The sequence below is a fragment of the Meiothermus taiwanensis WR-220 genome (assembly GCF_003568585.1).
Classification (GTDB): Bacteria; Deinococcota; Deinococci; order Deinococcales; family Thermaceae; genus Meiothermus; species Meiothermus taiwanensis.
Genome location: NZ_CP021130.1, coordinates 36243 through 57602, shown reverse-complemented (window position 1 = coordinate 57602; position 21360 = coordinate 36243). Strand labels below are relative to the sequence as shown.

Here is a 21360-nt window from a genome sequence, read left to right as displayed (position 1 = left end):
AAGCGTGAAAGTGCCGCGCAGCCGACTATTTCTGGCTTTTTTGCAGGTGGGTTTGGTGGCTTTTGGCGGGGGCGGACAGGCCCAGATTTATCAGAGCATCGTGCTAAAGCACCGCTGGATGGAGGAGCGGGAGTTTCTGGAAACCACCGCGCTGTGCCGCGTCCTGCCGGGGCCGGTCTTTGCCAACACCGCCGCCCATATCGGGGCGCGGCTGGGTGGGGTGCTGGGGGGTGTCCTGGCTCTGCTGGGGGTTCTGGCCCCGGGGGCCACCCTGATGCTGCTTTTGAGCTTTGCTTATTTTCGCTTTGGGGCGGTGCCCGGCTCACTGGCCGAGAGCGCCCTCAACGGGGTGGCGGCGGCGGCCATCGGCCTGATTCTGGCCACCATGCTGCACCAGGCCCCCATCGCGCTGGACTCCCTCAAGGCCGTGGGGCTGGCCCTGGTGGTGTTTGTGACCTATGGCCTGCTGCACTGGCCGCTGCTGCTGGTGCTGCTGCTCACGGTGCCGGTGGGGATGGGGTTGTACTGGCAAGAGGCCGCGGAAAATTCAGCCCACCCTCGGGCGAGCCAGGGGATGGAGGCCGATGAACGTGGGTGAGATCCTCGAGGTCTTCCTGGCCTTTTTGCGCTTTGGGGTGCTCAGCTTTGGCGGGGGCATGGCCAACCTGCCCGAGATGGCCCGGGTCATCATCGGCAACGGCTGGGTAACCCGGCAGGAGTTTGCCGACGGTTTTGCCCTGGGGCAGTTCGTACCGGGGCCCAACATGCTGGCGGTGCTGTTCTATGGCCTGAGCGCCGCGGGGCTGGGCGGGGCCCTGGCCGCTGCTTTGGGCATGTTCTTGCCGGGCGCGGTGGGGGCCATGTGGCTGGTCTGGGGCTGGGCCTGGATGTCCAAAGCCCGGTGGAGCCGGGCCCTGCGCAAGGCCCTGGTGCCCATCAGCATGGGCCTGAGCGCCAGCATGGTGCTGGTGCTGGTTCAGCTCAGCGTGGACACGCTCTTCTGGGGCCTGGGGGTGCTTGTGGCCTGTTACCTGATCTACCGCGGCCTGGGGGTGGTCTGGGTTATTGCCGGCGGGGGGCTGCTGGGGCTTTTGCTGGGGCTCACGACGGGCTAGGGGTCTCTTCCCGCAGGGTCAGCAGGTAGTCGATCCAGATGGGCTGCTTCACAAAGCCCAGGGCCTCGTTGATGGCCAGCATGGCCCGGTTGTTCGACTCGTTGCCGGTACGGATCTCGCGGATGCCCAAAGTTTGAGCAAGCTTGATGGCCTTGAGTTTGAGGGCCAGGGCCAGGCCCTTGCGGCGGTAGGCCCGGCGGGTGCCGGTGAGGCCGGTTTGCAGATAGTCGCCGTCGGTTTTCCAGAGGGTGCTCAGGGCCACGTACTGCCCCGTGTGGGGGTCTACGGCCACGAAATGGCCTTCGGGCAGGTAGTAGCTGCTCTCGAACACCCACTTGCAGTAGTCCTCGAAGCGCACCTCGCTTAATTCTCCAGGGCGGGGGACATCCAGGCGGGCCTCGAGCCAGAGGTCGTAGAGCTTCTGCCGGTGCTGGGGGTCGGCCTCCAGCTCCTTCAGGCTTTTGAGCTGGAAACCGGCGGCCTCCACCGCCTCGATCTTGCCGGCCCACGAAGCAAAGTCGAAGTTCCGCACATCCAGGCGCGACTCCCAGTACTTCATCTTCTCGGCGTAGCCCAGCTTTTTGAGCCAGGCCATGGCCTGGGGCTGGTCTTCGCGGGTGGTGCTCAGAATCGAGATGGGGTCGTGGGGTTGCAGGGCCTCGAGCACAACCCGGTACAGGGCTTTGCCAATCCCCTGGCTGCGGAAAGCAGGATGTACCGTGACCCAGACCCCAAACTTTTGCGGGTGGTACATGCCCTCAAACTGGGTGTAATGGGCCACCCCCACCATCTGTCCCTCCAGCTCGGCCACAAAGCGCCCCCACTTGATTTCCGGGGCATGGCGGTCGTCCTCGCGCAGCCGGTCTACGCTCTGGGCCTCATCGGGCCAGGCCGCCTGCAGCACCTCGGCGATGGCCGGGTAGTCGTGTGCTTCAAAAGGGCGAATCTTCGGGTTACGCATATTTTCCTCGGATGCTAAGCTAGAACCGTGAGCCAAAAGACCCGCCAGAAGCTGGCCGCTATTGTGACCACGGTGGTGTTTGGTTTTATCCTGTACAAACTGCTCGAGCGCACCCTGGTTCTCATCTGGGTCAACACCCCCTGGTGGGGGGCGCTGCTGATGCTGCTGGTGCTGTTTTTGCTCATTGACTACCTGATTGGCCGGGTTTTTGGGGTGCGGGACTGAGGCGCAGCAGCACCGTGGCCGGCTCCTTCACAAAGCCCAGGGCCTCGTTGATGGCCAGCATGGGGCGGTTGGTCTGGTGGTTGGAGGTGCGGATGTAGCGGGCCCCATAAGCCCGCGCGAATTCCGCCGCCCGCAGCTTGAGGGCCAGGGCCAGGCCCCGCCGGCGGTGGCTTTGGCGCACCCCGGTCAGGCCGGTTTGCAGGGTCTGGGGGCGGTGGGACTTGAAAAGCATGGTCAGCCCTACCAGGTGCGCACCCTCGAGGGCCAGGAAGAACCCATCGGGCAGCAGGTTGGGGTCTTGGAAGGTGCGCTCCTGCCAGAGCTCGAAGGGCCAGGGGGTGATGGGTTGGGCGCTGGGCACATCGCCCAGCAGCTCGATTTCCAGGGCGTACAGGTCGCGCTGGAAGGCCTCCTCCTGCCAGGGCAGGGCGCTCAGGGGCTGGATGGTGAGGCCCGGCGGCAGGGGGCGGGCCAAGGGCGTGGGGTCGAAGTGGGCCAGGTCGAGCACCGAAACCCAGCGGCGCTCCACCTCGGCGAAGCCCTGGGCGGTTAGAAAGCTGTACTGGGGCCAGTCCTCCCGCACGCTGGCCTGCAACATCTGGGGCTGGTGAGGGGCAACGCGCTCGAGCAAAAACGGCCATAAAGCCCTTTCCAGGGCCTGGTAGCGAGGGTGCAGGTAGTACTGCACCTCGAGCACCCCCGGCCTGGGGTCGTAGTAGGGGGTGGCGTACTCCAGCACCCCCACGGCTTCCCCCCCTACTTCAACCACAAAACGCGCCAGCACATCGCTTTGGGCTCGAGTGCGATCGAGGTGCTCGAGCCCGGCCAGGTCGAGCGGGCTTTCGGGGTGGGCGGCGCGCCGCACCGCAGCGTAGGTCTGGTAATCGGCGGGCGAGAATGAGAAAGGCCGAATCTGCATGAACGATGCCTCCTTCTGACAATGTAGCAGGGAATACCCCTCACCGCCGATTTCCACACGTAACGCAGCGGGGTCTCTTTTGGTGCAAATGTCCGGAAGCGGTGGGGGCTGGGTGGATATGCTAGGCCCGCTGTGTGGATGTGGGGGGTGGTCATCTCAAGCCTCTTAACCACCTTGTTGGTGGTTGCTTTTAGCCATCGAGGGCGTCTGGGGCATACGCCTTTTTACACGCTTCTTGGAGCGGTGGGCCTTCTGGTCTGCTCGAGCACCTGGTTTCCCGGGCTTTACTTCGGCCTTTTTACCTTGCAGGTGGGGCTGCTGCTGGTGGCGCTCGAGCAGCCAACGCGCTGGCACCAAACCTGGCGGGGCCTGCTCTTGCTGGGCGGGCTGTTCCTGGGCATGGATCTTTTGCTACGCCCGCTGGGCCTCCCACTACCATCAACGAGCGGTGCCGTGGCCGGCCACCTGGGGGCTCTGGGGCTGGCGTTGCTGCTGGGAGGGGGGGTGGCCCGCTGGCTCTACCCACGGCTGGCCCCCAAAGACCCTATCCGGGCCCTGGCCGTGGCGCTCCCGCTGCTGGCGCTGATCAACAGCGGGCTGCTTTTTGCGGCGACCCAGGAGGGGCTGGACAGGCTGGTGCTGGGGTTTTTGCTGCAGGCCATATCGGCCGGGCCCCTGCTGGCTTTTTACCTCACGGCGCTTCAACACCAGCAGCGCAGCGAGTCGATTGAGTCGGTGTACTCGGCCCTGCTCGATACCATGGCAGCACTCCCCCAGCGCTCAGAGGCGGAGCTATGGTCGCGGCTCCTGGCCTCGGCCGTGCAGGTGGTGCCCGGTGCCCAGGCCGGTAGCATCCGCCTACGGCAGGGGGCCGATTTCGTCTTTGTGGCGCAGCAGGGCTTCGGCGAAGGCGTTTTGGGTCTGCGCAGCAGCGTGCACGAAGCGATGACCTGGCATGGAGACCCTTTGCAGTGGCGCCGGGGGCAGCCCCGTATCGCCAACCATGCCGACTTGCGGCGAGTCTGGGCCACCCAGACGGCCAATTATCGGCTATATGAGCGTCTGAACCAGGCCAGCCGCCAGCGGATCCAGCATATCCGCTCGACCCTTTGTGTGCCCATACTGCTAGGCGACGAGGTGGTGGCGGAGATCAACCTCGACGCCTTTCACGACCGCGCCTTCGACTGCCGGTCGATTGAGGTGGCCCGGCAGTACGCCCAACAGGTTCGGGCGCTTTTGGCCGTGCACCGTCAGCAGAGTGAACTCGAGGCCCGGATCCGCGAGCTCGAGGTCATCGAAGCCCTGAGCGGGGCCTTGCGGGGACTCAAGGGCACCAGTGAGATCACCAGGCGGCTGGTGTACGAGACCATCCGCCTGATGAACTCCGAGCATGCCGCACTGCTGCTGCTGGATCCCGATGGTGAACACCAGCGCTGCTATGCGGCTGCCGGGATGTTTCTGGAGATCAAAGACACCCCTGTGCCCAAGGGATGGGGCCTGGGCTGGGCGGCCATCGAGACCCGCGCACCCATCTGGTTGGATCAGGCCCACCTCGATCCGCGGGCCTACGGACAGTTCAAGCACCCCCCAGGGGCCTACTCGGAGATTGTAATCCCCCTGCTCAACTCCCAGGGCCAGCCCCTCGGGGTGCTGATCTCTGCGCGCAACGGCGAGCGGGCCTACCACGAGCGCGACGTGCGCTTGCTGCAAATCATCGGCAACATCGCCGCCAACGCCCTGGAACGCGTGCGGGCCGCCGAGAGCCTCGAGGCCGAAATCGCCGAAAAAACCGCCCTGCTCGAACTTTCACAGATGTTGGGGGATAACGATGCGGCCTTGTTGCCTGTGGCGATGGAGAAAATTCGCCAGATGGGCCACGCCGACGCGATTGCCCTGGGGGTGCAGGAGCCGGATGGATACCACCTGCGCTGGTTGACGGGCCATCTAGGGGCCGGAGCCAGGGGGTTTTTGCAGAAGCCCCTGCCCCTCGAGCACCCTCTGGTTAACCTAATCCCCCAGGAGCAGGCCTTCCAGGTTGGTGATACCGCAGCGCACCCTCTGCTAAAGCCGTATGCCAGGGTGGGTATACGCAGCATGTACCTGCGCACGGTGCTCAACGAGCCAGAGCTGAAGGTGGCCCTGGCCCTGATGCGGCTGGAACCCGGCCCGGGCTGGGGCCCGGCGGAGGATCGCTTGCTGGAGGGGGCCGCCCAGATTCTGGGGGCTTTGCTCCTGCGCCTGGAACGCACCCGGCAGCTCGAGGCTGCCTATGAAGGGGCTTTGCGGGCCATTGGTCTGGCCCTGGAAGCGCGGGACCGCGAGACTGCCGGACACACCGACCGGGTCGCGGCCCTGGTCGAGCAGCTGGGCCGGGCGTTGGGCCTGAGCGAAACCGAGCTGCGCGACCTGCGCTGGGGGGCCTATTTGCACGACGTGGGCAAGCTTGCCCTTCCCGATGCCATCCTGCTCAAACCCGGCAAACTGACCCTCGAGGAGTTTTGCACCATGCGAACCCATACCCATCTGGGGGACGACCTGGTACGCAACCTGCCCTTTGTGCCCCTGGTAGCGCGCCAGATTGTGCGACACCACCACGAGCGCTGGGATGGGCGGGGCTACCCCGATGGCCTGGCCGGAGAAAACATCCCCTTGGCAGCTCGTATTTTTGCGGTCTGCGATGTCTTCGATGCCCTTTGCTCCTGCCGACCTTACAAAACCGCCCTGTCGCCGGAGCAAGCCGCCCAGGAGCTTTGGCGCAGCGCCCAGAGCGGGCACCTCGACCAAAACTTGGTGAAGATATTCCTCAAAACCCAGGGCCTCGAGGCCGCTGCCTCGCAGGCCGCCGACTGAGGCATAGGTAGGTTCGTTACGCGCCACACGGCTTTTTGCGCTATGATGAAAACCAATGGTCGAATTTTCACGAGATTTACTAGGCTTGGAGCAGCGCATCGTCATGGTCACCGGGGCAGGGCGGGGCTTTGGACGCTCCATTGCCCGTTCCTATGCCCGCAACGGGGCCACGGTTATCACGGTAGATCCCGATGTGGAGATGGCGACCGCCATCGCCTCTGAGGTTGAGCAGCTCGGCGCCCCGGCCATCCCCATCCGGGGGGATATGTCGGTGGTGCTGGATGTGATCAACACCTTCGAGAAAATCGAGGAACTCTTTGGGATGCTGGACGGGATTGTCCACGTAACCAGCGCTGAGAGCAAAACCCCCTTTGTCGAACTTTTAGAGGCCGAGTGGTACGATCTGCTCAACGCCGATGTAAAGTCGAGCCTGTACGTGTTGCAGCAGGGCCTGCGCTACTTGAGCGGGGGGGGGTTCGTCACCCTGGTACTCCCCCCCTTGCAGCGCGAACAGCCGCATGTGGCCGCCATTCGCGGTGCGGTGGCCGGCCTGATAGAAGGGGCCACCCGGGTCTTCCCCACCAATGTGCGGGTCAACGGGGTCATCCCCAGCCGCGACCCGGTGGGTGAGGAGCACGACCGATCCCTGGTACGGGTAGCTGTTGCGCTGGGCTCGATGGTTTCAGAGGGGGTGCGGGGCCAGCTCCTGGAGGTTCTGTTGCCCGATCCGCCCCACCAACCAGAGATCTACGATCTATTGAGGGAGCTGCCATAGGGCTTTCCGAGGAAAGACGATGCTGAGAAGACATCCTCCCAATCCGGGCCGCTTTACACAGGTCAGGCGCACAGCGCCCGGCGGCCATGCCCATCGCGCCTGCGCTCTGGGCAATGTATCTGCTCCTTCTAAGGCCATCCCACAGGGTGGGTGCGAAGCCATCGAAGGTCATACCGCAAAGGAGGTGAGCGGGTGTGGCCGCCTGAGGGCGGCCTGGGGACAATCTCATGTCGGGACTCACCCAGGGGTTCTAGCACCCCAGACCCCAATCGGATGAACTGTCCTTTTTGTGGGAACCCCGATAGCCGCGTGCTGGACTCGCGTCCTTCCGACGAGGGCTCGGTAATTCGCCGCCGCCGGGAGTGCCCGGCCTGTAAACGCCGCTTCACCACCTATGAGCGGGCCCAGGTAGAGCCGTTGCTGGTCATCAAGCGCTCGGGGCGTAAAGAGACCTTCGACCCCAACAAACTGCTGCGCGGCCTGAGCCTGGCTGCTCGAAAACGGCCCATCGATCCGGAGGTGCTGCAGGAGTTCGCCTTCGGCTTCGAAGATACCGTCAAGGAGATGGAAATTACCTCCGAGGAGATCGGGCTGCGTTCGCTGGCCTTCCTCAAGGAACTCGACCCGGTGGCCTATATCCGTTTCGCCTCAGTTTACCGCGAGTTCGACAGCCTGGAGAACTTTATTGAAGAGGTGCGCAAGCTGGATTGCAAGCCAGGCAAGGGCAAAAAAGCCCAAAAGACGGAAGAAGAAACACCCGACCTGGCCGATGAGGCCAAGCTAGGAACGGTCTGAGCACAATGGGGTTATTTGGCCCATGGCCCGCTGGACGGTGTTAGACTATAGGTGTGAGTGACCCGCTGGCCGAGTTGAACCGTTTGCAGGAACGCGACCTCGAGCTTGACCAGATTCGCGAAGATCAATCCCGCGTTCCCGATGAGCTGGCCCAGGCCCGTGAGCACTTCAGGAAACTGGAAATTTCTCTGGGCGATTTGCAGGAGCAGTTGCGCGAGGTGCGTCTGGCCTATAACAAGGTTGACCTCGAGCTGCAAGACCTCAAAAGCAAGCGCGAAAAAGCCAAAGCGGCCCAGGCCCAGGCCACCGGGGCTAAAGAGCAGACCCAGTACGGCGAGCAGATTCGCCAGTTGTCGGGCCTGATTGAAGACCTCGAGGGCAACAACAAGGATATCGTCGGCCAGATTATGCCGCTGCTCGAGCAGATCGAGAAGCTGGAGGCGGAACTGGCCCAGGTCAAAGCCCAGATGGAAGAAGCCCGGCCTAAGCTCGAGGCTTTGGAGACAGCCAACCAAGCGCGGGTGGATGCCCTCGAGGCCGAATACCAGTCCAAAAAGGTCAGCCGCGACCAACTAGCAGCCACCATCCCCACCGCCATCGTCAAGGAGTACGAGTCCATCCGCCGGGCCCGCAAAGGCACCGGTCTGACCAAAATGGCTAAAGCTGGCAGTGGCTACCGCTGCACGGCCTGCAATGTGCAGCTCCCCATGCACGTGGCCCAGCAGGTTCACCAGGCCAGCAAGGTGGTGCGCTGCCCCTCCTGCGGGCGCATCCTTTGGAAAGGCGAGTAGCCGCGTTCGTATGCCCTATACCCCCATCCTGGCTACCCTGGGCTTCGTTCTATCGCCAGACAGACAGGAAGTGTTGTTGGTGCACCGCAACGCCCGGCCTCAGGATCCGGCTTTTGGGATATACAACGGCCTGGGTGGTAAGCTCGAGCCCCACGAGGACGTGGTGGCGGGCATGCGGCGGGAAATCCTGGAAGAGTCCGGCCTTACTGCGCTGGAACTCCACCTGCGCGGCACCATCTCCTGGCCGGGGTTTGGCCGGCAAGGCGAGGACTGGTTTGGTTTTATCTTTCTGATTACAGCCTGGACAGGCAGCCCCTACCCAACCAACAACGAAGGTGAACTCCACTGGGTGCCCATCCAAAAAATTCTGCGCCAGGAGCTGCCCATGTGGCCGGGCGACCGGTACTTCTTGCCGCTGGTTTTCGATACCGACCCACGGCCTTTTCATGGGGTGATGCCCTACCGCGAGGGCCAGGTACTCTCCTGGTCGTTTAGCCGTTAGCCGGCCTGTGGGGGGCGAGAACCCTGCTGTTGCCCTGGGTGCCGATATTAACCCCGATCTCATACCGGCGGGGCTTCTTTTTGTTACTATAGCGTTACGTCGTCCTTTCTATTTACGGTTATTTGTCACATTAAGGGAGGAGTCGGGCCTGTATGATTACTATTCACCGTTCGGGACAGTATCGCTTTTATGTCAACTCGGGCTATAACCTCGAGCCCCCCTATGTCTGCGTCAAACACGAGGGGCATGTGGCCAAGTTCTCGCTGCAGCCGCTGGCCTTGCAGTCCAACAACGGCTTTTCCCGCACTGAACTGAGCCGCATCCAGCAGGCCATTCTGGACGCCCGCGACCAGCTGCTCAAACACTGGGCCAACGTCCGGGGCACCGAGGGCGAAAAGCCCAGCGGCGAGCTGCTGCTGCACGAACAGTAGGCGCTGGCTAAACCGGCCGGCCCGCCATCATGAAGCTGGCGGTCATGCCGCCATCTACCGGCAGAATCGCGCCGGTGATAAAGCTGGCCTTCTCGGAAGCCAGGAACACCACCGCTTGGGCGACCTCCTGGGGCTGGCCCAGTCGGCGCAGGGCGTGCAGGTCTTCCCAGTCCTGGCGGGTGAGTTCGGGGTGCGGGGACATCTGGATGGCCTCCAGCACGTTTTCGGTGGCGATGGCCCCCGGGGCCACCGCATTGACCCGGATGTTCATGGGGGCCAGGTCGAGCGCCAAGGAGCGGGTCAGGTTGACCAGGCCCCCTTTGGAGGCGTTGTAGGCCGCGTTGTTTTGCTCGGCAAAAAGGCCCTGCACACTGGCCACATTGACAATTGCCCCCCCGCCACACTTGATCATTTCCCGAGCGGCCAGCGCCGAGAGGTGCATGGGAGCGGTCAGGTTAACCTCCAGGGCCTGCCGCCAGTCATCCAGCCCCACCTTGAGCGCCGAACCGGGCGGCGCGATGGCCGCATTGTTGACCAGGACGTGCACCCCGCCCCACTGCTTAACCGCCTGCTCCACAAAACGCTCGCGGTGCTCGGGCTGGGCCAGATCGGCGTAGACGAACAAGCCCCCCAGGCGCTTGGCCACCTCGAGGCCCTCGGGCCGCACGTCGCACAGAACCAGGAGAGCCCGCTCCTTCGCAAAAGCCTCGGCAATGGCCCGCCCAATCCCCCGGGCGGCGCCGGTGACCAGAACCACTTTGCCGTGAAACATGTTCAAAGTTTATCCAAAGCCAGGGTGTTTTGCGGCTCGTAAAACCTGCATGCCTTCAAAAGGCCCCGATTCCTATGCAGGAGGCGGGTAGGAGCTTTGGGTGGCATGCCCAGCTACGGCTCCCACGCAGAATCCTGGCCAAATGCCTGATGGCTGCCCATGCCGAATCGTCACCGGCTCGGAGGGATGAGCCTCGAGGATACGGCCTTCAAGACCGAGGGGGACGGGTTTTGCCGTCCAGGGTCAGGAGGGGGCCATATAGATCGGGCCGGCGGTCGCGGAAGAAGCCAAAGCCGGCCCGGAAGGCCCGGGCTTCCTCCAGGTTGAGCTCGGCCAGCAGGATGGTCTCCTCGCTGCGGCCGGCCTCGGCCAGTTTGTTGCCCATGTAGTCGGCGATGAAGGAGGAGCCGTAGTAGGTCTGGGTGTGGCCCTCCACCACCTCGGTGCCCACCCGGTTGGCCGCCGCCAGGTAGCAGAGGTTCGCGACCGCATGGCCGATCATGGCCCGCTGCCACATATCCTTGGTATCCACCCCGCCGGCCTCGGCCGGCTCGGAGCCGATGGCCGTGGGGTAGAGCAGGATCTCGGCCCCCAGCAGGGCCATGCTGCGGGCGCACTCGGGGAACCACTGATCCCAGCAGATGCCGGCCCCCACATAGCCGAAGCGGGTGGGAAAGGCCTTGAAACCGGTGTCGCCGGGGTTGAAGTAGTACTTCTCCTCGTAGCCGGGGCCGTCGGGGATGTGCGACTTGCGGTAAATCCCCAGCACCTCCCCCGAGGCGTCGATCAGGGCCAGGCTGTTGTAGTAAGCCTGCCCTGCTTTTTCGAAAAACGAGATGGGCAGCACCACCTCTAGCTCCCGGGCCAGCTGCTGGAAGTGCGGCAGAAAAGGGTGGTGCTCGACCGGGTGGGCCAGGGCAAAGAACCTTTCCCGCTCGACCTGGCAGAAGTAGAGGCTCTCGAAAAGCTCGGGCAGCAGCACGATCTGCGCGCCCTGGGCGGCGGCCTGGCGCACCATCTGGGTGGCCTTGGCCACGTTCTGCTCGCGGTCGGCGGTCATGGACATCTGAACAACGGCTAGCTTGGTCATGCGGTCTCCCTCCCCGGCCAGATGGTACCGGCGGGCTGCTGCTGGGTCACGCAGTGGAAGCTGCCCCCACCGGTGATCAGGTAGCGGCTTTTGAGCCCGATCACCTCGCGTCCGGGGAAGAGCGGGCGCAGGATTTCCAGGGCCTGTTCGTCGTGGGGGTCGCCGTAGATGGGCACCAGCACGGCCCCGTTGGCGATGTAGAAGTTGGCGTAGGTGAGGGGGAGGCGGGTTTCGCTGTCCAGCCAGAGCGGGTGTTTGGGAAGGGGCAGCTCCACGATGCGAAACCCGCCCAGGCTCCGCAGGATCTCCAGGTTCTCCTGCAGGGGGCGGTGGTTGGGGTCGTCGGGGTCTGGGCAGACCGCCGTGACGATGGTATGGGGCGAGGTGAAGCGGGTGAGGGTGTCGATGTGCCCGTCGGTGTGGTCGCCCTCGAGCCCCCGGCCCAGCCAAATCAGGTGCTCGATACCCAGGTACTGGCGCAGATACTCCTCGAGCGCCTCCTCGTCGAGGCCGGGGTTGCGCTCGGGCGAGAGCAGGCACTGGCGGGTGGTGAGGCCCACCCCCTGGCCGTTGACCTCGAGGCTCCCCCCTTCCATCACGATGCCCGCCTCGAACAGCCCCATGCCCAGGAGGCGGGCCATGTGCTGGGGCATCTGGTTGTCCTGCTGGGCTGGGTATTTCCCGCCCCAGCCGTTGAACTCCCAGCCCACGGCGGCCACCTCGGTGGCGGGGGGGCTATAGCGGGTCACAAAAATCGCCCCTGAGTCGCGCAACCACAGGTCGTCGTGGGGGATGCGGTGAAAGTGAATGGGGCCCGAAAGCCGCTGCCGGGCGTCGCGCTCGGATTCTTCGTCGTGGACTACCAGGTGCACTGTTTCGAAGCGGGCCAGGGTGTTCACGAAGGCGGCGAACTCCTGCCGCACGGGCTCTAAGTAGCCCAGCCATTTTTCGTCGTCGTAGGGCCAGGCCGTCCAGGTGGCGGCGTGCGGGGCCCATTCGGCGGGCATGCCAAAGCCCAGGGCGCGGGGGGTGAGGTTCTCCACAAAGCCAAAAGTATAGCAGGTTGAGCCGGGTTATTGCAGGGCGGCCTCGAGGTCGGCCCAGAGATCCTCGACGTCCTCGATGCCCACGCTCAGCCGCAGCAGCGAAGGGGGAAGGTGCTCCTGCCCCGGAATGGCCGCCCGGCGCTCCATGGTAGACTCCACCCCTCCCAGGCTGGTGGCGTGCCGGATGAGCTGTACTTTCCGGCAGACCGCATCGGCCTCCGCCGCCCCGCCCTTCAGGTCGAAGGAGATAATGCTGCCAAACCCCTTCAGCACCCGCTTGGCGGTGGCGTGGGTGGGGTGGGAAGGGAGGCCGGGGTAGCGCACGCGGGCCACCCGGGGGTGCTTTTCCAGGCGAAGGGCCAGCTCCTGGGCGTTCTCCTGGGCTTTTTGCAGGCGGAGGGCCAGGGTGCGCGCCCCCCGCACGGCCAGGAAGGCCTCGAGGGTGCCGGGGGTGGCCCCGCTCAGGGTTCTGGAGGTTCGGAGGGCCTGCCAGAGGGCCTCGTCGCGGGTGGTGGCCACCCCGCAGAGCAGGTCGGAGTGGCCGCCGATGAACTTGGTGGCCGACTGGATGGAGACCGTGGCCCCAAAGGCCAAAGGCTGCTGGTTGAGGGGGGTGGCGAAGGTGTTGTCCACCGCCAGGATGGCCCCGGGCTTGCGCGGGGCCTGCCCGATGGCGGCCAGATCCACCACCGTGAGCAGCGGGTTGGAGGGGGACTCGAGCCAGATCAGGTCGGCCTCGGCACAGGCCCGCACCCAGCCCTCGGTGTCCTCCAGGGCCAGCCGCCGCACCGACCAGCGCTTCTTCTGGGCCCCTGCCATCGCCAGCCCCACCACCCCCTGGTAGCAGTCGTCCGGCAGCACCACCACCGCCCCGGCCGCAAGCTGGTCAAAAACCGCAGCCACCGCCGCCATGCCCGAGGCGAAGGCCACGGCCTGCCCGCCCTCGAGCCCCCCCACCAGGGCCTCCAGGGCCTCCCAGGTGGGCGTACCGTCGTCGCGGGCGTAGGCCCGTTCCTGTCCCAGGATGAAGTTGGAAGCCGGCACCAAAGGGGTGTTGAGGGGTTCGCCGGGCTCGCTTGGGCGGCCGGCGGCCACCAGCCAGGAGGCCGGTTTGAGCGAGGAAGGCTTGTCCATGCCCACAAGCATAACGGGCATGGTTCAACTGTTCAACGCCGATACCGGCGCGCCCATCGGCCAGATCGGCGAGGCGCAGCTCGAGTTCCTGGTCGCGCAGATGGAAGAAGAGCACGCCTGGGATCAGGACTACTACCTGAACGCCGACCTGCTCGAGGCCTGGCGCGAACAGGGCGCCGACCCGGCCCTCATCGAGCTGCTGGCTAAGGCGATGGGGGATAAGGAAGACCTGAATATCCGCTGGTCGAGGTAGCTAGGTGAGCGTGGCCTCGTCCATCAGCCCCTCGGCCCAGGCCTCGAGGTGGCCCACATCCCCAATGGAGAGGGCGGTGCCCTCGGGGTAGAGCAGGCGGGTGATGGAGGTGTTTTGAATCTGGAAGCGGCGCCAGGCCCCGTTTTCCAGCTCGAGCACAATCTTGAGCGCAGCCCGGATGACCCCCCCGTGGGTCACCACGATAAACCGGCCCTCTGGCAGCTCCTCGATAAATTCCTGCACCCGTGCAGCCAGATCGGCCATGCTCTCGCCGCCGGGGCGCTTGGTGTTCCAGGGGTCGCGCTGAATGGCCTCGTGGAACTCCGGGTAAAGCACCTGCATCTCGCTGCGCAGCAGCCCCTGCAGCTCGCCGGCGTAAATCTCGCGCAGGCGGGGGTCGAGGGTGGGTGTGAGGCGCAGGGCCTCAGCAATGGGCTTGGCGGTGAGGGCCGCCCGTTGTAGGTCGGAGCTGTACAGGCCATCGAAGCCCTGGCGGCAGGCGGCCAGGCGCTCGGCCACCCGGAAGGCCTGGTGCAGGCCCTGCGGGGAGAGATTAACGTCGTAATGCCCCTGAAAACGCCCCTCGGCATTCCAGGGGGTCTCGCCGTGGCGTACCAGCCAGAGTTCTTTCATAAGGTGGATCAGGGTTCAGACAACCTTAATCCCTGACGACTCCATGATATACCCTACGGGGTAACTTTGCGGTAGCAGCTGCCGGGCTATGGGTGCCGTGTCTGGACTTAAGACCAAAATGTAACCAAGCCCCATGTTGAAGACCCGGTACATCTCCTGCTCGGGAACCTGTCCAGCCCGCTGAATCAGCTCAAAGATGGGGGGGATGGGAAAGCTGCCCCGTCGGATCTCGGCCCCCAGCCCCTCCGGCAGCACCCTGGGCAGGTTCTCAAACACCCCCCCGCCGGTGATGTGGGCCATGGCGCGGATCTCCAGGCCCTCGCGCTGCAAGAGCTCTACCTCGCGCAGGTAGCAACGGTGGGGTTCCAGCAGGGCCTCGGCCAGCGACCGCCCGCCCAGCTCGGGCCGGGGTTCCTCGAGGTTCCACCCCGCGAACACCCGGCGGGCCAGGCTGTAGCCGTTGGTGTGCAGCCCCGAGGAGGGCAGGGCCAGCACCACATCGCCGGGCTGTACCCTGGAGCCGTCCACCACCTGGGCCTTATCCACCACGCCCACAATGGTGCCCACCAGATCCAGGCCGCCCTCCTGGTAGACCCCCGGCATCTCGGCGGTCTCGCCCCCCAGCAGGGGGATCCCCACCGCCTTGCAGGCCTCGGCCAGCGAGGCCAGGATCTGGGCCAGCACCTCGGCTTCCAGCCGGGCACTGGCGATGTAGTCCATAAAAAACAAGGGCCGGGCCCCCTGTACCAAAAGATCGTTGACCGAGTGGTTCACGATGTCGAAACCCAGCCCGCTGTAGCGTCCGGTCTGGACGGCCAGGAGGGTCTTGGTGCCCACCCCGTCGGTGGAGGCCACCAGCACCGGCTCGGCCATGTCTTTGAGCCTGGAGATCTCTATCATGCCGCCAAAAGCCCCGATACCGCGCAGTACCTCGGGGGTGTAGGTTTCCTTGATTTTGCCCGCGGCGGCCTTCAGAGCCCCCGCCTTGCGGTCAATGTCCACCCCCGCATCCCGGTAGTTCATAGCTCAACCCCCAGCATCTCGCCCAGCATCTTCTTGACCACGTCGGCCTTGGCGGTGCCCTTGGTCTCCTTCATGATGGGGCCCAGCAGGGCGTTGGCGGCCTTGAGGTTGCCGCCTTTCACCTGCTCCACCACCTTGGGATTGGCGGCCACCACCCGCTCCACCAGGGGCCGCAGCGCGCCCTCGTCCGCGACCGCCCGCAGGCCGCGTTCCTCCACCAGCTTCAAGGGGTCGGCCCCTTCCATCACCTCGGGCAGTAGCTGGCTCAGAACCCGGTTGGTGATCTCGCGCCGCTCGAACAGCCCTGCCAGCGCAGCCAGGTGCTCGGGGGTGAGGGCGGTCTCTTGCACTTCCATCTGCCGCTCGTTCAGATAGCCGGCCACATCGGCGTTGAGCAGGTTGGCGACGGTCTGGGGGTTGCCCCGGTAGCAGGCCAGGGTTTGGTCGAAGAAGCGGGCCAGCGAGGGGTTGTAGGCCAGGATCTCGGCGTCATAGGGGCGCACCCCGGCCTCCACGTAGCGGGCGTATTTCTGGGCGGGCAGCTCGGGCATGGCGGCTTTGAGCCGGGCCAGCCAGGCCTCGTCCACCACGATGGGGGGCAGGTCGGGGTCGGGGAAGTAGCGGTAGTCGGCCTCGCCTTCCTTCAGGCGCATGACGTAGGTCTTGCCGGCGGCCTCGTCGAAGCCCAAAGTGGCCTGCTCGACCCGGCGCCCGCTGCGCAGGATCTCCTGCTGCCGCCGAATCTCGTACTCGAGGGCCCGCGCCACGCTGCGGAAGGAGTTGAGGTTCTTGATCTCGACCTTGGTGCCCAAAGGCTCCCCCACCCGCCGCACCGAGACGTTCACATCGGCCCGCATCTTGCCCTCCTCGGGGTTGGCGTCGGATACCCCCAGGGTCTGGGCAATCGAGCGGATGTGGGAGAGGAAAATCCGGGCCTGCTCGGGGGTGCGGATGTCCGGCTCGGTGACCATCTCGATCAGGGGGGAGCCGGCCCGGTTGAGGTCAATCAGGGAGTAGGGGGCCCCCTCGGGGTGGGTGGACTTGGCCGCGTCCTCCTCGAGGTGCACCCGCTTGATGCGCACCCGCTGCCCCTCCACTTCCAGGTAGCCGTGGGCCGCGATGGGCAGGTCGTACTGGGAGATCTGGTAGTTTTTGGGCATGTCGGGGTAGTAGTAGCTCTTGCGGTGGAACTGCGTCCAGGGGGCAATCTGGCAGTTCAGGGCCAGCCCGAAAAGAATGCCGTACTCCACCGCCTGGGCGTTGACCACCGGCAGCACCCCCGGCAGGCCCAGGCAGACCGGGCAGGTGTGGGTGTTGGGCGGGTCGCCAAAATAATCGGCATCGCAGCCGCAGAACATCTTGCTTTTGGTTTTGAGGTGCAGGTGGACTTCCAGCCCTACCACGGCTTCGAAATCGGGCATACGCGGATATTATAGGGCGGCAAATATCCCTGGGCCCATTTTGATACGGAGTTTTCCGGCTAGCATGCGCTTGGAAGCGATTGTGGGGTGGGCCATCGGTAGATGTGGTTTGGCCTGTGCGTGGAAGTCTGCACGGCCAGATGCTAGAATCTTGGTTGCTTGCCTAGGCAGGCCCCGTGCGCTCGTAGCTCAGTATGGATAGAGCAAAGGTTTCCTAAACCTTAGGTCGCAGGTTCGAGTCCTGCCGGGCGCACCAGTCCAGGAGGCAACAACCCGAGGATGCTCACCCCTCGGGTTTGTCGTTTTACGGTGATTCTACGGTTTGTGGAGTGGCCGGGGACATCCGGCAGACCCTGGCCCGGCGACGCTAGCGCAGGGCCCGGAACAGCCGGGCGGTGTTGGCCGCTGCGGTGGCGTAGAAGAGGGCCCCCACAAAAAAGGGCAGCCCCACCAGCCAGGAAGCCAGCTCGGGCTTTGCCACCAGCGAAAAGAGGAATCCACCCAGGAGGCCCCCCACTGCCACCGTCAGGCTTTGCAGACCGGCCAGCGCCCCCTGCAAGGTGCCCTGCTCTTGCGGCGAGACCTCGCGGGTCAGGAAGGACTGGATGAGGGGCTGGCCCAGGTTGCTCAAGGCGGCCAGGGCGATGATGGCGTACATCATCCAGCCCTGGGTGGCCAGGCCATACAGGGTGAAGGAGAACAGCCCCACGCTCTGGGCCAGGGTCAGGGCCCGGCGCTCCCCCAGGCGGGCCACCACGGGCCGAACCAGCCCGGCCTGGACAATCACACCGCCCAAGCCCACCAGAAACAGCGAGAAGCCCACCTCGAGCGGCTCCCAGCCAAACTTGTAGGCGGTGTACAGCACCCACACGCTCTGCAAAGCCCCAAAGGCCAAAAAGATGAGCGAGAGGCTCAGGGACAACCCCCGCAGGATGGGGGTTTTCCGCAAGACCCCCAGGGCCACAAACGGGTTGAGCGAGCGGGCCTGGGTGCTGCGGTTTTCGGGTTTGAGCGACTCCGGCAACACAAAATAGCCATACAAAAAGTTGAGAAAGGCCAGCCCCGCCGCAAAGTAGAAGGGCAGACGCAGGTCGATGTTGCCCAAAAGCCCACCCAGCACCGGCCCCAGCACGAAGCCCATCCCAAAGGTGGCCCCAATCAGGCCAAAGTTGCGGGCCCGCTCTTCGGGTTTGGAGATATCGGCAATGTAGGCGTTGGCGGTCGAGAGGCTGGCCCCCAGCGCCCCAGCGATCACCCGGGCAGCAAACAGCACCCAGATGGACTGCGTAAGAGCGGCAATCAAATAATCCACGCCGGTGCCCAGCAGCGATAAAAGCAGCACCGGGCGGCGCCCGTAGCGGTCGGAGAGCATGCCCAGGATGGGGCCAAAAGCAAACTGCATCACCGCGTACACCGCAAAAAACAGGCCGTTGAGCCGCGCCCCCGCCTCCACGCCGCCGGCCAGGGTCTCGATGAGCCTGGGCAAGACCGGAATAACCAGCCCCAGGCCCATCACGTTGATGAGCACCGAGATCAGGATGAAGGGGATAGAGGCCTGCTTCGACATGACCGCGCCATTATGACACCCCAGGCCTGGGCGGATTGGAAGCGCAGGCTCATCTACACGATAAGCTAGTAAACGTGCTGTTAGAGCATCTAGAAGACACCCGTTCGGTAGCCCAGCGGCTTGCGCAAAGCCTGCCCGAGGGAGCGCTGGTGCTGCTCACGGGGCCCATGGGCGCGGGCAAGACCACCCTGGTGAAATTCATAGCCGAGGCCCTGGGCTTCAAAGGCGAGGTCACCAGCCCCACCTACACCCTGATCCACGAGTACCCCAGCCCGCAGGGCTTGATCGTTCACATCGACGCCTACCGCATGGCCGACCAGGAGGAGCTTTTTACCCTGGGCCTGGAGGACTACCTGCCCGAGGCCCGGCTGGTGCTGATCGAGTGGGGAAAGCCCGAGGTGTTTCCCGATAGCCTGGAGATCCGCCTGACCCCCACCGAGGATGGGCGGAGGCTCGAGCTCATCCCCCACGGCCGCGCACCGCTCCCGAAGCTCTGAGCATCCCACGGGCAGCTTCGCCCCTGACCCGTCGCCCTCGAGGCCCCAGGAATAGATCCTCCGTAGGGCATGGGGCCTCTTTTCAGGGTTTTATCATAATCACATATGAAAGCTGTCTCCATTCCCAGTCCGTTGCCATATCTAGCCCAGATACCCGATCCCCGCGAGTACCTGAAAACCCAACATCGCTGGCAAGACCTGTTGCTCATCTGCTTGATGGCGGTGGGTTCGGGACGGCACAACATCCTGGCCATCAGCCAGTGGGTGAAAGACCAGCGACGCTTCTTGCTGAACGAGGTGCATATCCGTACCCGCCGGGGTGAACGCAAACTACCTGCGCAAGCCACCCTCTACCGCTTCTTTTGGTTTTTGAGCGAGCACTTAGAACCCTTGCAAAAGGCCCTACTATCCTGGGCTCAGGAGGTACTCAAGGCCTTGGGCAAGGAGGGCGATGAACCTTTGCGCGTAGCCGTGGACGGTAAACACCTGCGGGGCACCCGGCGCATCCGGCGAGGGGAAGAGGCGCTGGTCTTTTTGTCGGCGTTGGTTCAGGGGCTGGGGCTCTCCCTGGGCAGCCAGGGGGTTGTTGCCGGTGAGGCAGCGGCGGCGCAGGGATGGGTGGTACGCATGGAGGGGCTGGGGGTGGACTGGGTGCTGACGGGGGATGCGGCCTTGTGCACCCAGGAGGTGGCGGCAGCGGTGGTGGCGCAAAAGGGGGGTATCTGCTCAGCGTCAAAGAGAACCAGGCGGAGCTCAAGGAGCTGATCCAGTGGGCTTTTGCCAGCTACCAGGCTACAGACCAGCATATTCAGCACCAGGTTCGGGGTGGAGAGGTCTGGACATGGCACCTAGAGGTGCTGCCCCTGCCGGAGGCGGTCAGCGGTTGGCGGGGCTCGCAGATGGCCTTGCGGATGCGGCGGAGGGTGGTGCGCAAAAATACCGGGGAGCTGCGGGAGGAGAGTGCCTATGCGCTGACCAGCCTGCAAGCATCGGCCAAGCAGCTGTATACCCTGTGGCGGGGACACTGGGAGGTGGAGAACCGCTTACACCATAAACGAGACACGGTGTTGGGAGAAGATGCCTGCCGCAGCCGCAAGGGGGCGGTGGGGCTGATGTACTTACGGGATGTAATCCTGAGCCTCTTGCATCTCAAAAAGTGGCCGGTGTTGCGCTCGGTTAGAAAGTTCTCGGCTAATCCTAAGGCTCTACTGAAGCTAATCCGAGGGTTGTGATAAAAGCCTGGCCTCTTTTTGGATGGGTGACCGGTTGGTCATATAATGGGTATGACCCCTCAGAGGTTAAAGGAGGCAGTTCATGCAGAAAGCCCTAGTCATCCTAATCGCTTTGCTGGGAGCAGCACTGGCCCAGGGTCAGGTCACCATCACCTACTGGCAGTACGACTTCAAAAGCAAGGTCGAGGCGGTGAATGAACTGATCAAAAAGTTCGAGGCCGCCAACCCCGGCATCAGGGTGCTGCACCAGACCTTCCCCTACGACGCCTATCAGCAGAAGGTGGCTTCCTCGATTCCCGCCGGCCAGGGGCCGGATGTGGTCAACCTGTTCTACGGCTGGCTGCCCACCTGGGTCAAGGCTGGGTACCTGCAGCCCTTGCCCGCAGAGTACGTAAGGATGGTTGACAACGAGTTCCTGGGCATGGCCCAGGCCGCCAAGGTGGAGGGCAGGCTCTACGGCATCCCCACCGCTGTGCGCTCGCTGGCCCTGTTTTACAACCGCGATCTGCTCAACGCCGCCGGCTTTAACACCCCACCCAAAACCTGGGACGAGTTTCTAAACATCGCAAGCAAGCTCACCGTCAGGCAGGGCAATAGGTTCACCCAGCTGGGCTACGCCATGGCCCCCGACGGGCAGGATCACCACCTGGTGCGTGAGGTGCTGATCCGGCAGTTTGGCGGGCGGCCCTACTCCGACGATGGGCGCCGGGTGCTTTATGGCGACGCCGCCGGGCTCAAAGCCTTCACCTTCTACACCGACTGGTTCAAAAAGCACAATGTGGGCACCCTGGGCAACCAGTTCTTCCCCGGCAACAACGCCTACCGCGACGCCTTTATCGCCGGCAGGGTGGGCATGATTATCGATGGCTCGTTCGCCATCGGCACCATCCGCAGTGGGGCTAAGTTCAACTGGGGCGTGGCCGAGCTGCCCGTAGAAAAGGTTGGCGGCCGTAAGGTGAACTACGGCTCCTTCTGGATGCACGGCCTGACCCCCCTGGCCACCGGGCCTAAGCAGGCGGCCTCGCTCAAGTTTTTGGAGTTTCTGGTCTCCGAGGAAACCCAGCGCTACTGGCTCGAGAAGGTGGGCGAGCTGCCGGCCCGCAAGAGCCTGATCAAAGACCCCAAGCTCACCCTGGACAAGGTCTTTGGCCCCTTCGTGCTCTCGCTGGCCTATGCCAAAGCCACGCCTTTTGTGGATGAAATTGGGCAGCGCAAGGTCATGACCGACGCCATCAACCGGGTGCTCCTGGAAAACAAAGACCCGGCGGAGTCCTGGCGCATGGCCGTGGCCGAGGAGCAAAAGCTGCTGGACGCGTTCTGGAAGTAGC

The 21360-nt window shown here is 64.3% G+C and carries 24 protein-coding genes and 1 tRNA gene; 15 read left to right on the top strand and 10 right to left on the bottom strand.

The window, feature by feature from the left end; genetic code table 11:
* The first annotated feature begins 4 nt into the window (after positions 1 to 4).
* Together MTAI_RS00325 and MTAI_RS00320 are read left to right on the top strand one after the other, a co-directional pair.
* A complete protein-coding gene (locus MTAI_RS00325) occupies positions 5 to 598 on the top strand; it encodes a chromate transporter (RefSeq protein ID WP_027888112.1) in 594 nt (197 codons plus the stop codon).
* Positions 585 to 1115, top strand: coding sequence for a chromate transporter (locus MTAI_RS00320; protein ID WP_027888113.1), 531 nt, complete (start codon positions 585 to 587; stop codon positions 1113 to 1115). The genes MTAI_RS00325 and MTAI_RS00320 overlap by 14 nt, the downstream gene beginning before the upstream one ends.
* On the opposite strand, the gene MTAI_RS00315 is transcribed toward MTAI_RS00320, so the two are convergent.
* A complete protein-coding gene (locus tag MTAI_RS00315; RefSeq protein ID WP_027888114.1) occupies positions 1102 to 2076 on the bottom strand; it encodes a GNAT family N-acetyltransferase in 975 nt (324 codons plus the stop codon). The genes MTAI_RS00320 and MTAI_RS00315 overlap by 14 nt on opposite strands.
* Positions 2077 to 2103: 27 nt before the next feature.
* On the opposite strand from MTAI_RS00315, the gene MTAI_RS00310 reads away from it, so the two are divergent.
* The gene (locus tag MTAI_RS00310) at positions 2104 to 2301 is read left to right on the top strand and encodes a hypothetical protein (RefSeq protein WP_027888115.1); all 198 of its coding nucleotides are present in this window, start codon (positions 2104 to 2106) and stop codon (positions 2299 to 2301) included.
* Here the strand turns inward: MTAI_RS00310 and MTAI_RS00305 are convergent.
* Positions 2258 to 3220, bottom strand: a complete 963-nt coding sequence (locus MTAI_RS00305; RefSeq protein ID WP_027888116.1) for a GNAT family N-acetyltransferase — start codon at positions 3218 to 3220, stop codon at positions 2258 to 2260. The two genes, MTAI_RS00310 and MTAI_RS00305, sit on opposite strands and share 44 nt — an antisense overlap.
* 243 nt (positions 3221 to 3463) lie before the next feature.
* On the opposite strand from MTAI_RS00305, the gene MTAI_RS15140 reads away from it, so the two are divergent.
* From MTAI_RS15140 to MTAI_RS00270, 6 genes are all read left to right on the top strand, one after another.
* Complete coding sequence (locus MTAI_RS15140) at positions 3464 to 6070, top strand: HD domain-containing phosphohydrolase (RefSeq protein ID WP_241768713.1); 2607 nt, start codon at positions 3464 to 3466, stop codon at positions 6068 to 6070.
* Positions 6071 to 6125: 55 nt separating this feature from the next.
* A complete protein-coding gene (locus tag MTAI_RS00290) occupies positions 6126 to 6845 on the top strand; it encodes an SDR family NAD(P)-dependent oxidoreductase (RefSeq protein ID WP_027888117.1) in 720 nt (239 codons plus the stop codon).
* A 273-nt stretch (positions 6846 to 7118) separates the two neighbouring features.
* Positions 7119 to 7640 carry a transcriptional regulator NrdR gene (gene nrdR / locus MTAI_RS00285; RefSeq protein WP_027888118.1) on the top strand — a complete coding sequence of 174 codons (522 nt, stop codon included), beginning with the start codon at positions 7119 to 7121 and terminating at the stop codon, positions 7638 to 7640.
* 53 nt (positions 7641 to 7693) lie between these two features.
* Positions 7694 to 8431, top strand: a complete 738-nt coding sequence (locus tag MTAI_RS00280; RefSeq protein ID WP_043982070.1) for a zinc ribbon domain-containing protein — start codon at positions 7694 to 7696, stop codon at positions 8429 to 8431.
* Positions 8432 to 8441: 10 nt separating this feature from the next.
* Entirely contained in the window at positions 8442 to 8933 is a 492-nt protein-coding gene (locus MTAI_RS00275; protein WP_027888897.1) for an NUDIX hydrolase, read from the top strand.
* Between the two features lie 152 nt (positions 8934 to 9085).
* Positions 9086 to 9364 (top strand): DUF4160 domain-containing protein, encoded by a 279-nt coding sequence (locus tag MTAI_RS00270; protein ID WP_027888896.1) that lies wholly within the window; start codon positions 9086 to 9088, stop codon positions 9362 to 9364.
* A 7-nt stretch (positions 9365 to 9371) separates the two neighbouring features.
* Here MTAI_RS00270 and MTAI_RS00265 read toward each other — a convergent pair whose 3' ends face one another.
* From MTAI_RS00265 to MTAI_RS00250, 4 genes are all read right to left on the bottom strand, one after another.
* Positions 9372 to 10142 (bottom strand): SDR family NAD(P)-dependent oxidoreductase, encoded by a 771-nt coding sequence (locus MTAI_RS00265; protein ID WP_027888895.1) that lies wholly within the window; start codon positions 10140 to 10142, stop codon positions 9372 to 9374.
* 202 nt (positions 10143 to 10344) lie between these two features.
* Positions 10345 to 11226, bottom strand: coding sequence for an N-carbamoylputrescine amidase (gene aguB / locus MTAI_RS00260; RefSeq protein WP_027888894.1), 882 nt, complete (start codon positions 11224 to 11226; stop codon positions 10345 to 10347).
* On the bottom strand, positions 11223 to 12269 hold the full coding sequence (locus MTAI_RS00255; protein WP_027888893.1) for an agmatine deiminase family protein: 1047 nt from the start codon (positions 12267 to 12269) through the stop codon (positions 11223 to 11225). Before MTAI_RS00255 ends, aguB begins: the two co-directional genes overlap by 4 nt.
* 30 nt (positions 12270 to 12299) lie before the next feature.
* Positions 12300 to 13406 carry a trans-sulfuration enzyme family protein gene (locus tag MTAI_RS00250; RefSeq protein ID WP_027888892.1) on the bottom strand — a complete coding sequence of 369 codons (1107 nt, stop codon included), beginning with the start codon at positions 13404 to 13406 and terminating at the stop codon, positions 12300 to 12302.
* Between MTAI_RS00250 and MTAI_RS00245 the strand changes: the two genes are divergently transcribed.
* Entirely contained in the window at positions 13405 to 13659 is a 255-nt protein-coding gene (locus tag MTAI_RS00245; RefSeq protein ID WP_245453121.1) for a galactosyldiacylglycerol synthase, read from the top strand. The genes MTAI_RS00250 and MTAI_RS00245 overlap by 2 nt on opposite strands.
* Here MTAI_RS00245 and MTAI_RS00240 read toward each other — a convergent pair whose 3' ends face one another.
* Genes MTAI_RS00240 through gatB form a run of 3 tightly spaced genes read right to left on the bottom strand, consistent with a single transcriptional unit; the run spans position 13660 to position 16736 of the window.
* Positions 13660 to 14292 carry a histidine phosphatase family protein gene (locus MTAI_RS00240; protein WP_027888890.1) on the bottom strand — a complete coding sequence of 211 codons (633 nt, stop codon included), beginning with the start codon at positions 14290 to 14292 and terminating at the stop codon, positions 13660 to 13662.
* Between the two features lie 15 nt (positions 14293 to 14307).
* Positions 14308 to 15315, bottom strand: coding sequence for a phosphoribosylformylglycinamidine cyclo-ligase (purM, locus tag MTAI_RS00235; RefSeq protein WP_027888889.1), 1008 nt, complete (start codon positions 15313 to 15315; stop codon positions 14308 to 14310).
* Positions 15312 to 16736, bottom strand: coding sequence for an Asp-tRNA(Asn)/Glu-tRNA(Gln) amidotransferase subunit GatB (gatB, locus tag MTAI_RS00230; protein WP_027888888.1), 1425 nt, complete (start codon positions 16734 to 16736; stop codon positions 15312 to 15314). Before gatB ends, purM begins: the two co-directional genes overlap by 4 nt.
* Before the next feature lie 178 nt (positions 16737 to 16914).
* Between gatB and MTAI_RS00225 the strand changes: the two genes are divergently transcribed.
* Positions 16915 to 16992, top strand: a tRNA-Arg gene (locus MTAI_RS00225).
* A gap of 111 nt (positions 16993 to 17103) precedes the next feature.
* Here the strand turns inward: MTAI_RS00225 and MTAI_RS00220 are convergent.
* Positions 17104 to 18303: a TCR/Tet family MFS transporter gene (locus MTAI_RS00220; protein ID WP_027888887.1), complete on the bottom strand. Its 1200-nt coding sequence runs from the start codon at positions 18301 to 18303 to the stop codon at positions 17104 to 17106.
* A 74-nt stretch (positions 18304 to 18377) separates the two neighbouring features.
* Between MTAI_RS00220 and tsaE the strand changes: the two genes are divergently transcribed.
* The 4 genes from tsaE to MTAI_RS00205 all read left to right on the top strand — a co-directional run bounded on the left by tsaE (position 18378) and on the right by MTAI_RS00205 (position 21359).
* Positions 18378 to 18800, top strand: coding sequence for a tRNA (adenosine(37)-N6)-threonylcarbamoyltransferase complex ATPase subunit type 1 TsaE (gene tsaE / locus MTAI_RS00215; protein ID WP_027888886.1), 423 nt, complete (start codon positions 18378 to 18380; stop codon positions 18798 to 18800).
* A gap of 105 nt (positions 18801 to 18905) precedes the next feature.
* On the top strand, positions 18906 to 19565 hold the full coding sequence (locus MTAI_RS15135; protein ID WP_245392050.1) for a transposase family protein: 660 nt from the start codon (positions 18906 to 18908) through the stop codon (positions 19563 to 19565).
* The gene (locus MTAI_RS15130; protein ID WP_245392049.1) at positions 19475 to 20032 is read left to right on the top strand and encodes a DDE transposase family protein; all 558 of its coding nucleotides are present in this window, start codon (positions 19475 to 19477) and stop codon (positions 20030 to 20032) included. The genes MTAI_RS15135 and MTAI_RS15130 overlap by 91 nt, the downstream gene beginning before the upstream one ends.
* Positions 20033 to 20114: 82 nt before the next feature.
* A complete protein-coding gene (locus MTAI_RS00205; protein ID WP_027888944.1) occupies positions 20115 to 21359 on the top strand; it encodes an extracellular solute-binding protein in 1245 nt (414 codons plus the stop codon).
* The last annotated feature ends 1 nt before the right edge of the window (position 21360 follow it).

Excerpts from the sequence above, each read along its gene's own strand:
- MTAI_RS00320 (WP_027888113.1), top strand. The coding sequence starts at position 585 with ATGAACGTGGGTGAGATCCTCGAGGTCTTCCTGGCCTTTTTGCGCTTT.
- MTAI_RS00315 (WP_027888114.1), bottom strand. The coding sequence starts at position 2,076 with ATGCGTAACCCGAAGATTCGCCCTTTTGAAGCACACGACTACCCGGCC.
- MTAI_RS00305 (WP_027888116.1), bottom strand. The coding sequence starts at position 3,220 with ATGCAGATTCGGCCTTTCTCATTCTCGCCCGCCGATTACCAGACCTAC.
- MTAI_RS00290 (WP_027888117.1), top strand. The coding sequence starts at position 6,126 with ATGGTCGAATTTTCACGAGATTTACTAGGCTTGGAGCAGCGCATCGTC.
- nrdR (WP_027888118.1), top strand. The coding sequence starts at position 7,119 with ATGAACTGTCCTTTTTGTGGGAACCCCGATAGCCGCGTGCTGGACTCG.
- MTAI_RS00275 (WP_027888897.1), top strand. The coding sequence starts at position 8,442 with ATGCCCTATACCCCCATCCTGGCTACCCTGGGCTTCGTTCTATCGCCA.
- MTAI_RS00270 (WP_027888896.1), top strand. The coding sequence starts at position 9,086 with ATGATTACTATTCACCGTTCGGGACAGTATCGCTTTTATGTCAACTCG.
- aguB (WP_027888894.1), bottom strand. The coding sequence starts at position 11,226 with ATGACCAAGCTAGCCGTTGTTCAGATGTCCATGACCGCCGACCGCGAG.
- MTAI_RS00245 (WP_245453121.1), top strand. The coding sequence starts at position 13,405 with ATGCCCACAAGCATAACGGGCATGGTTCAACTGTTCAACGCCGATACC.
- MTAI_RS00250 (WP_027888892.1), bottom strand. The coding sequence starts at position 13,406 with ATGGACAAGCCTTCCTCGCTCAAACCGGCCTCCTGGCTGGTGGCCGCC.
- MTAI_RS00240 (WP_027888890.1), bottom strand. The coding sequence starts at position 14,292 with ATGAAAGAACTCTGGCTGGTACGCCACGGCGAGACCCCCTGGAATGCC.
- purM (WP_027888889.1), bottom strand. The coding sequence starts at position 15,315 with ATGAACTACCGGGATGCGGGGGTGGACATTGACCGCAAGGCGGGGGCT.
- gatB (WP_027888888.1), bottom strand. The coding sequence starts at position 16,736 with ATGCCCGATTTCGAAGCCGTGGTAGGGCTGGAAGTCCACCTGCACCTC.
- MTAI_RS00220 (WP_027888887.1), bottom strand. The coding sequence starts at position 18,303 with ATGTCGAAGCAGGCCTCTATCCCCTTCATCCTGATCTCGGTGCTCATC.
- MTAI_RS15135 (WP_245392050.1), top strand. The coding sequence starts at position 18,906 with ATGAAAGCTGTCTCCATTCCCAGTCCGTTGCCATATCTAGCCCAGATA.
- MTAI_RS00205 (WP_027888944.1), top strand. The coding sequence starts at position 20,115 with ATGCAGAAAGCCCTAGTCATCCTAATCGCTTTGCTGGGAGCAGCACTG.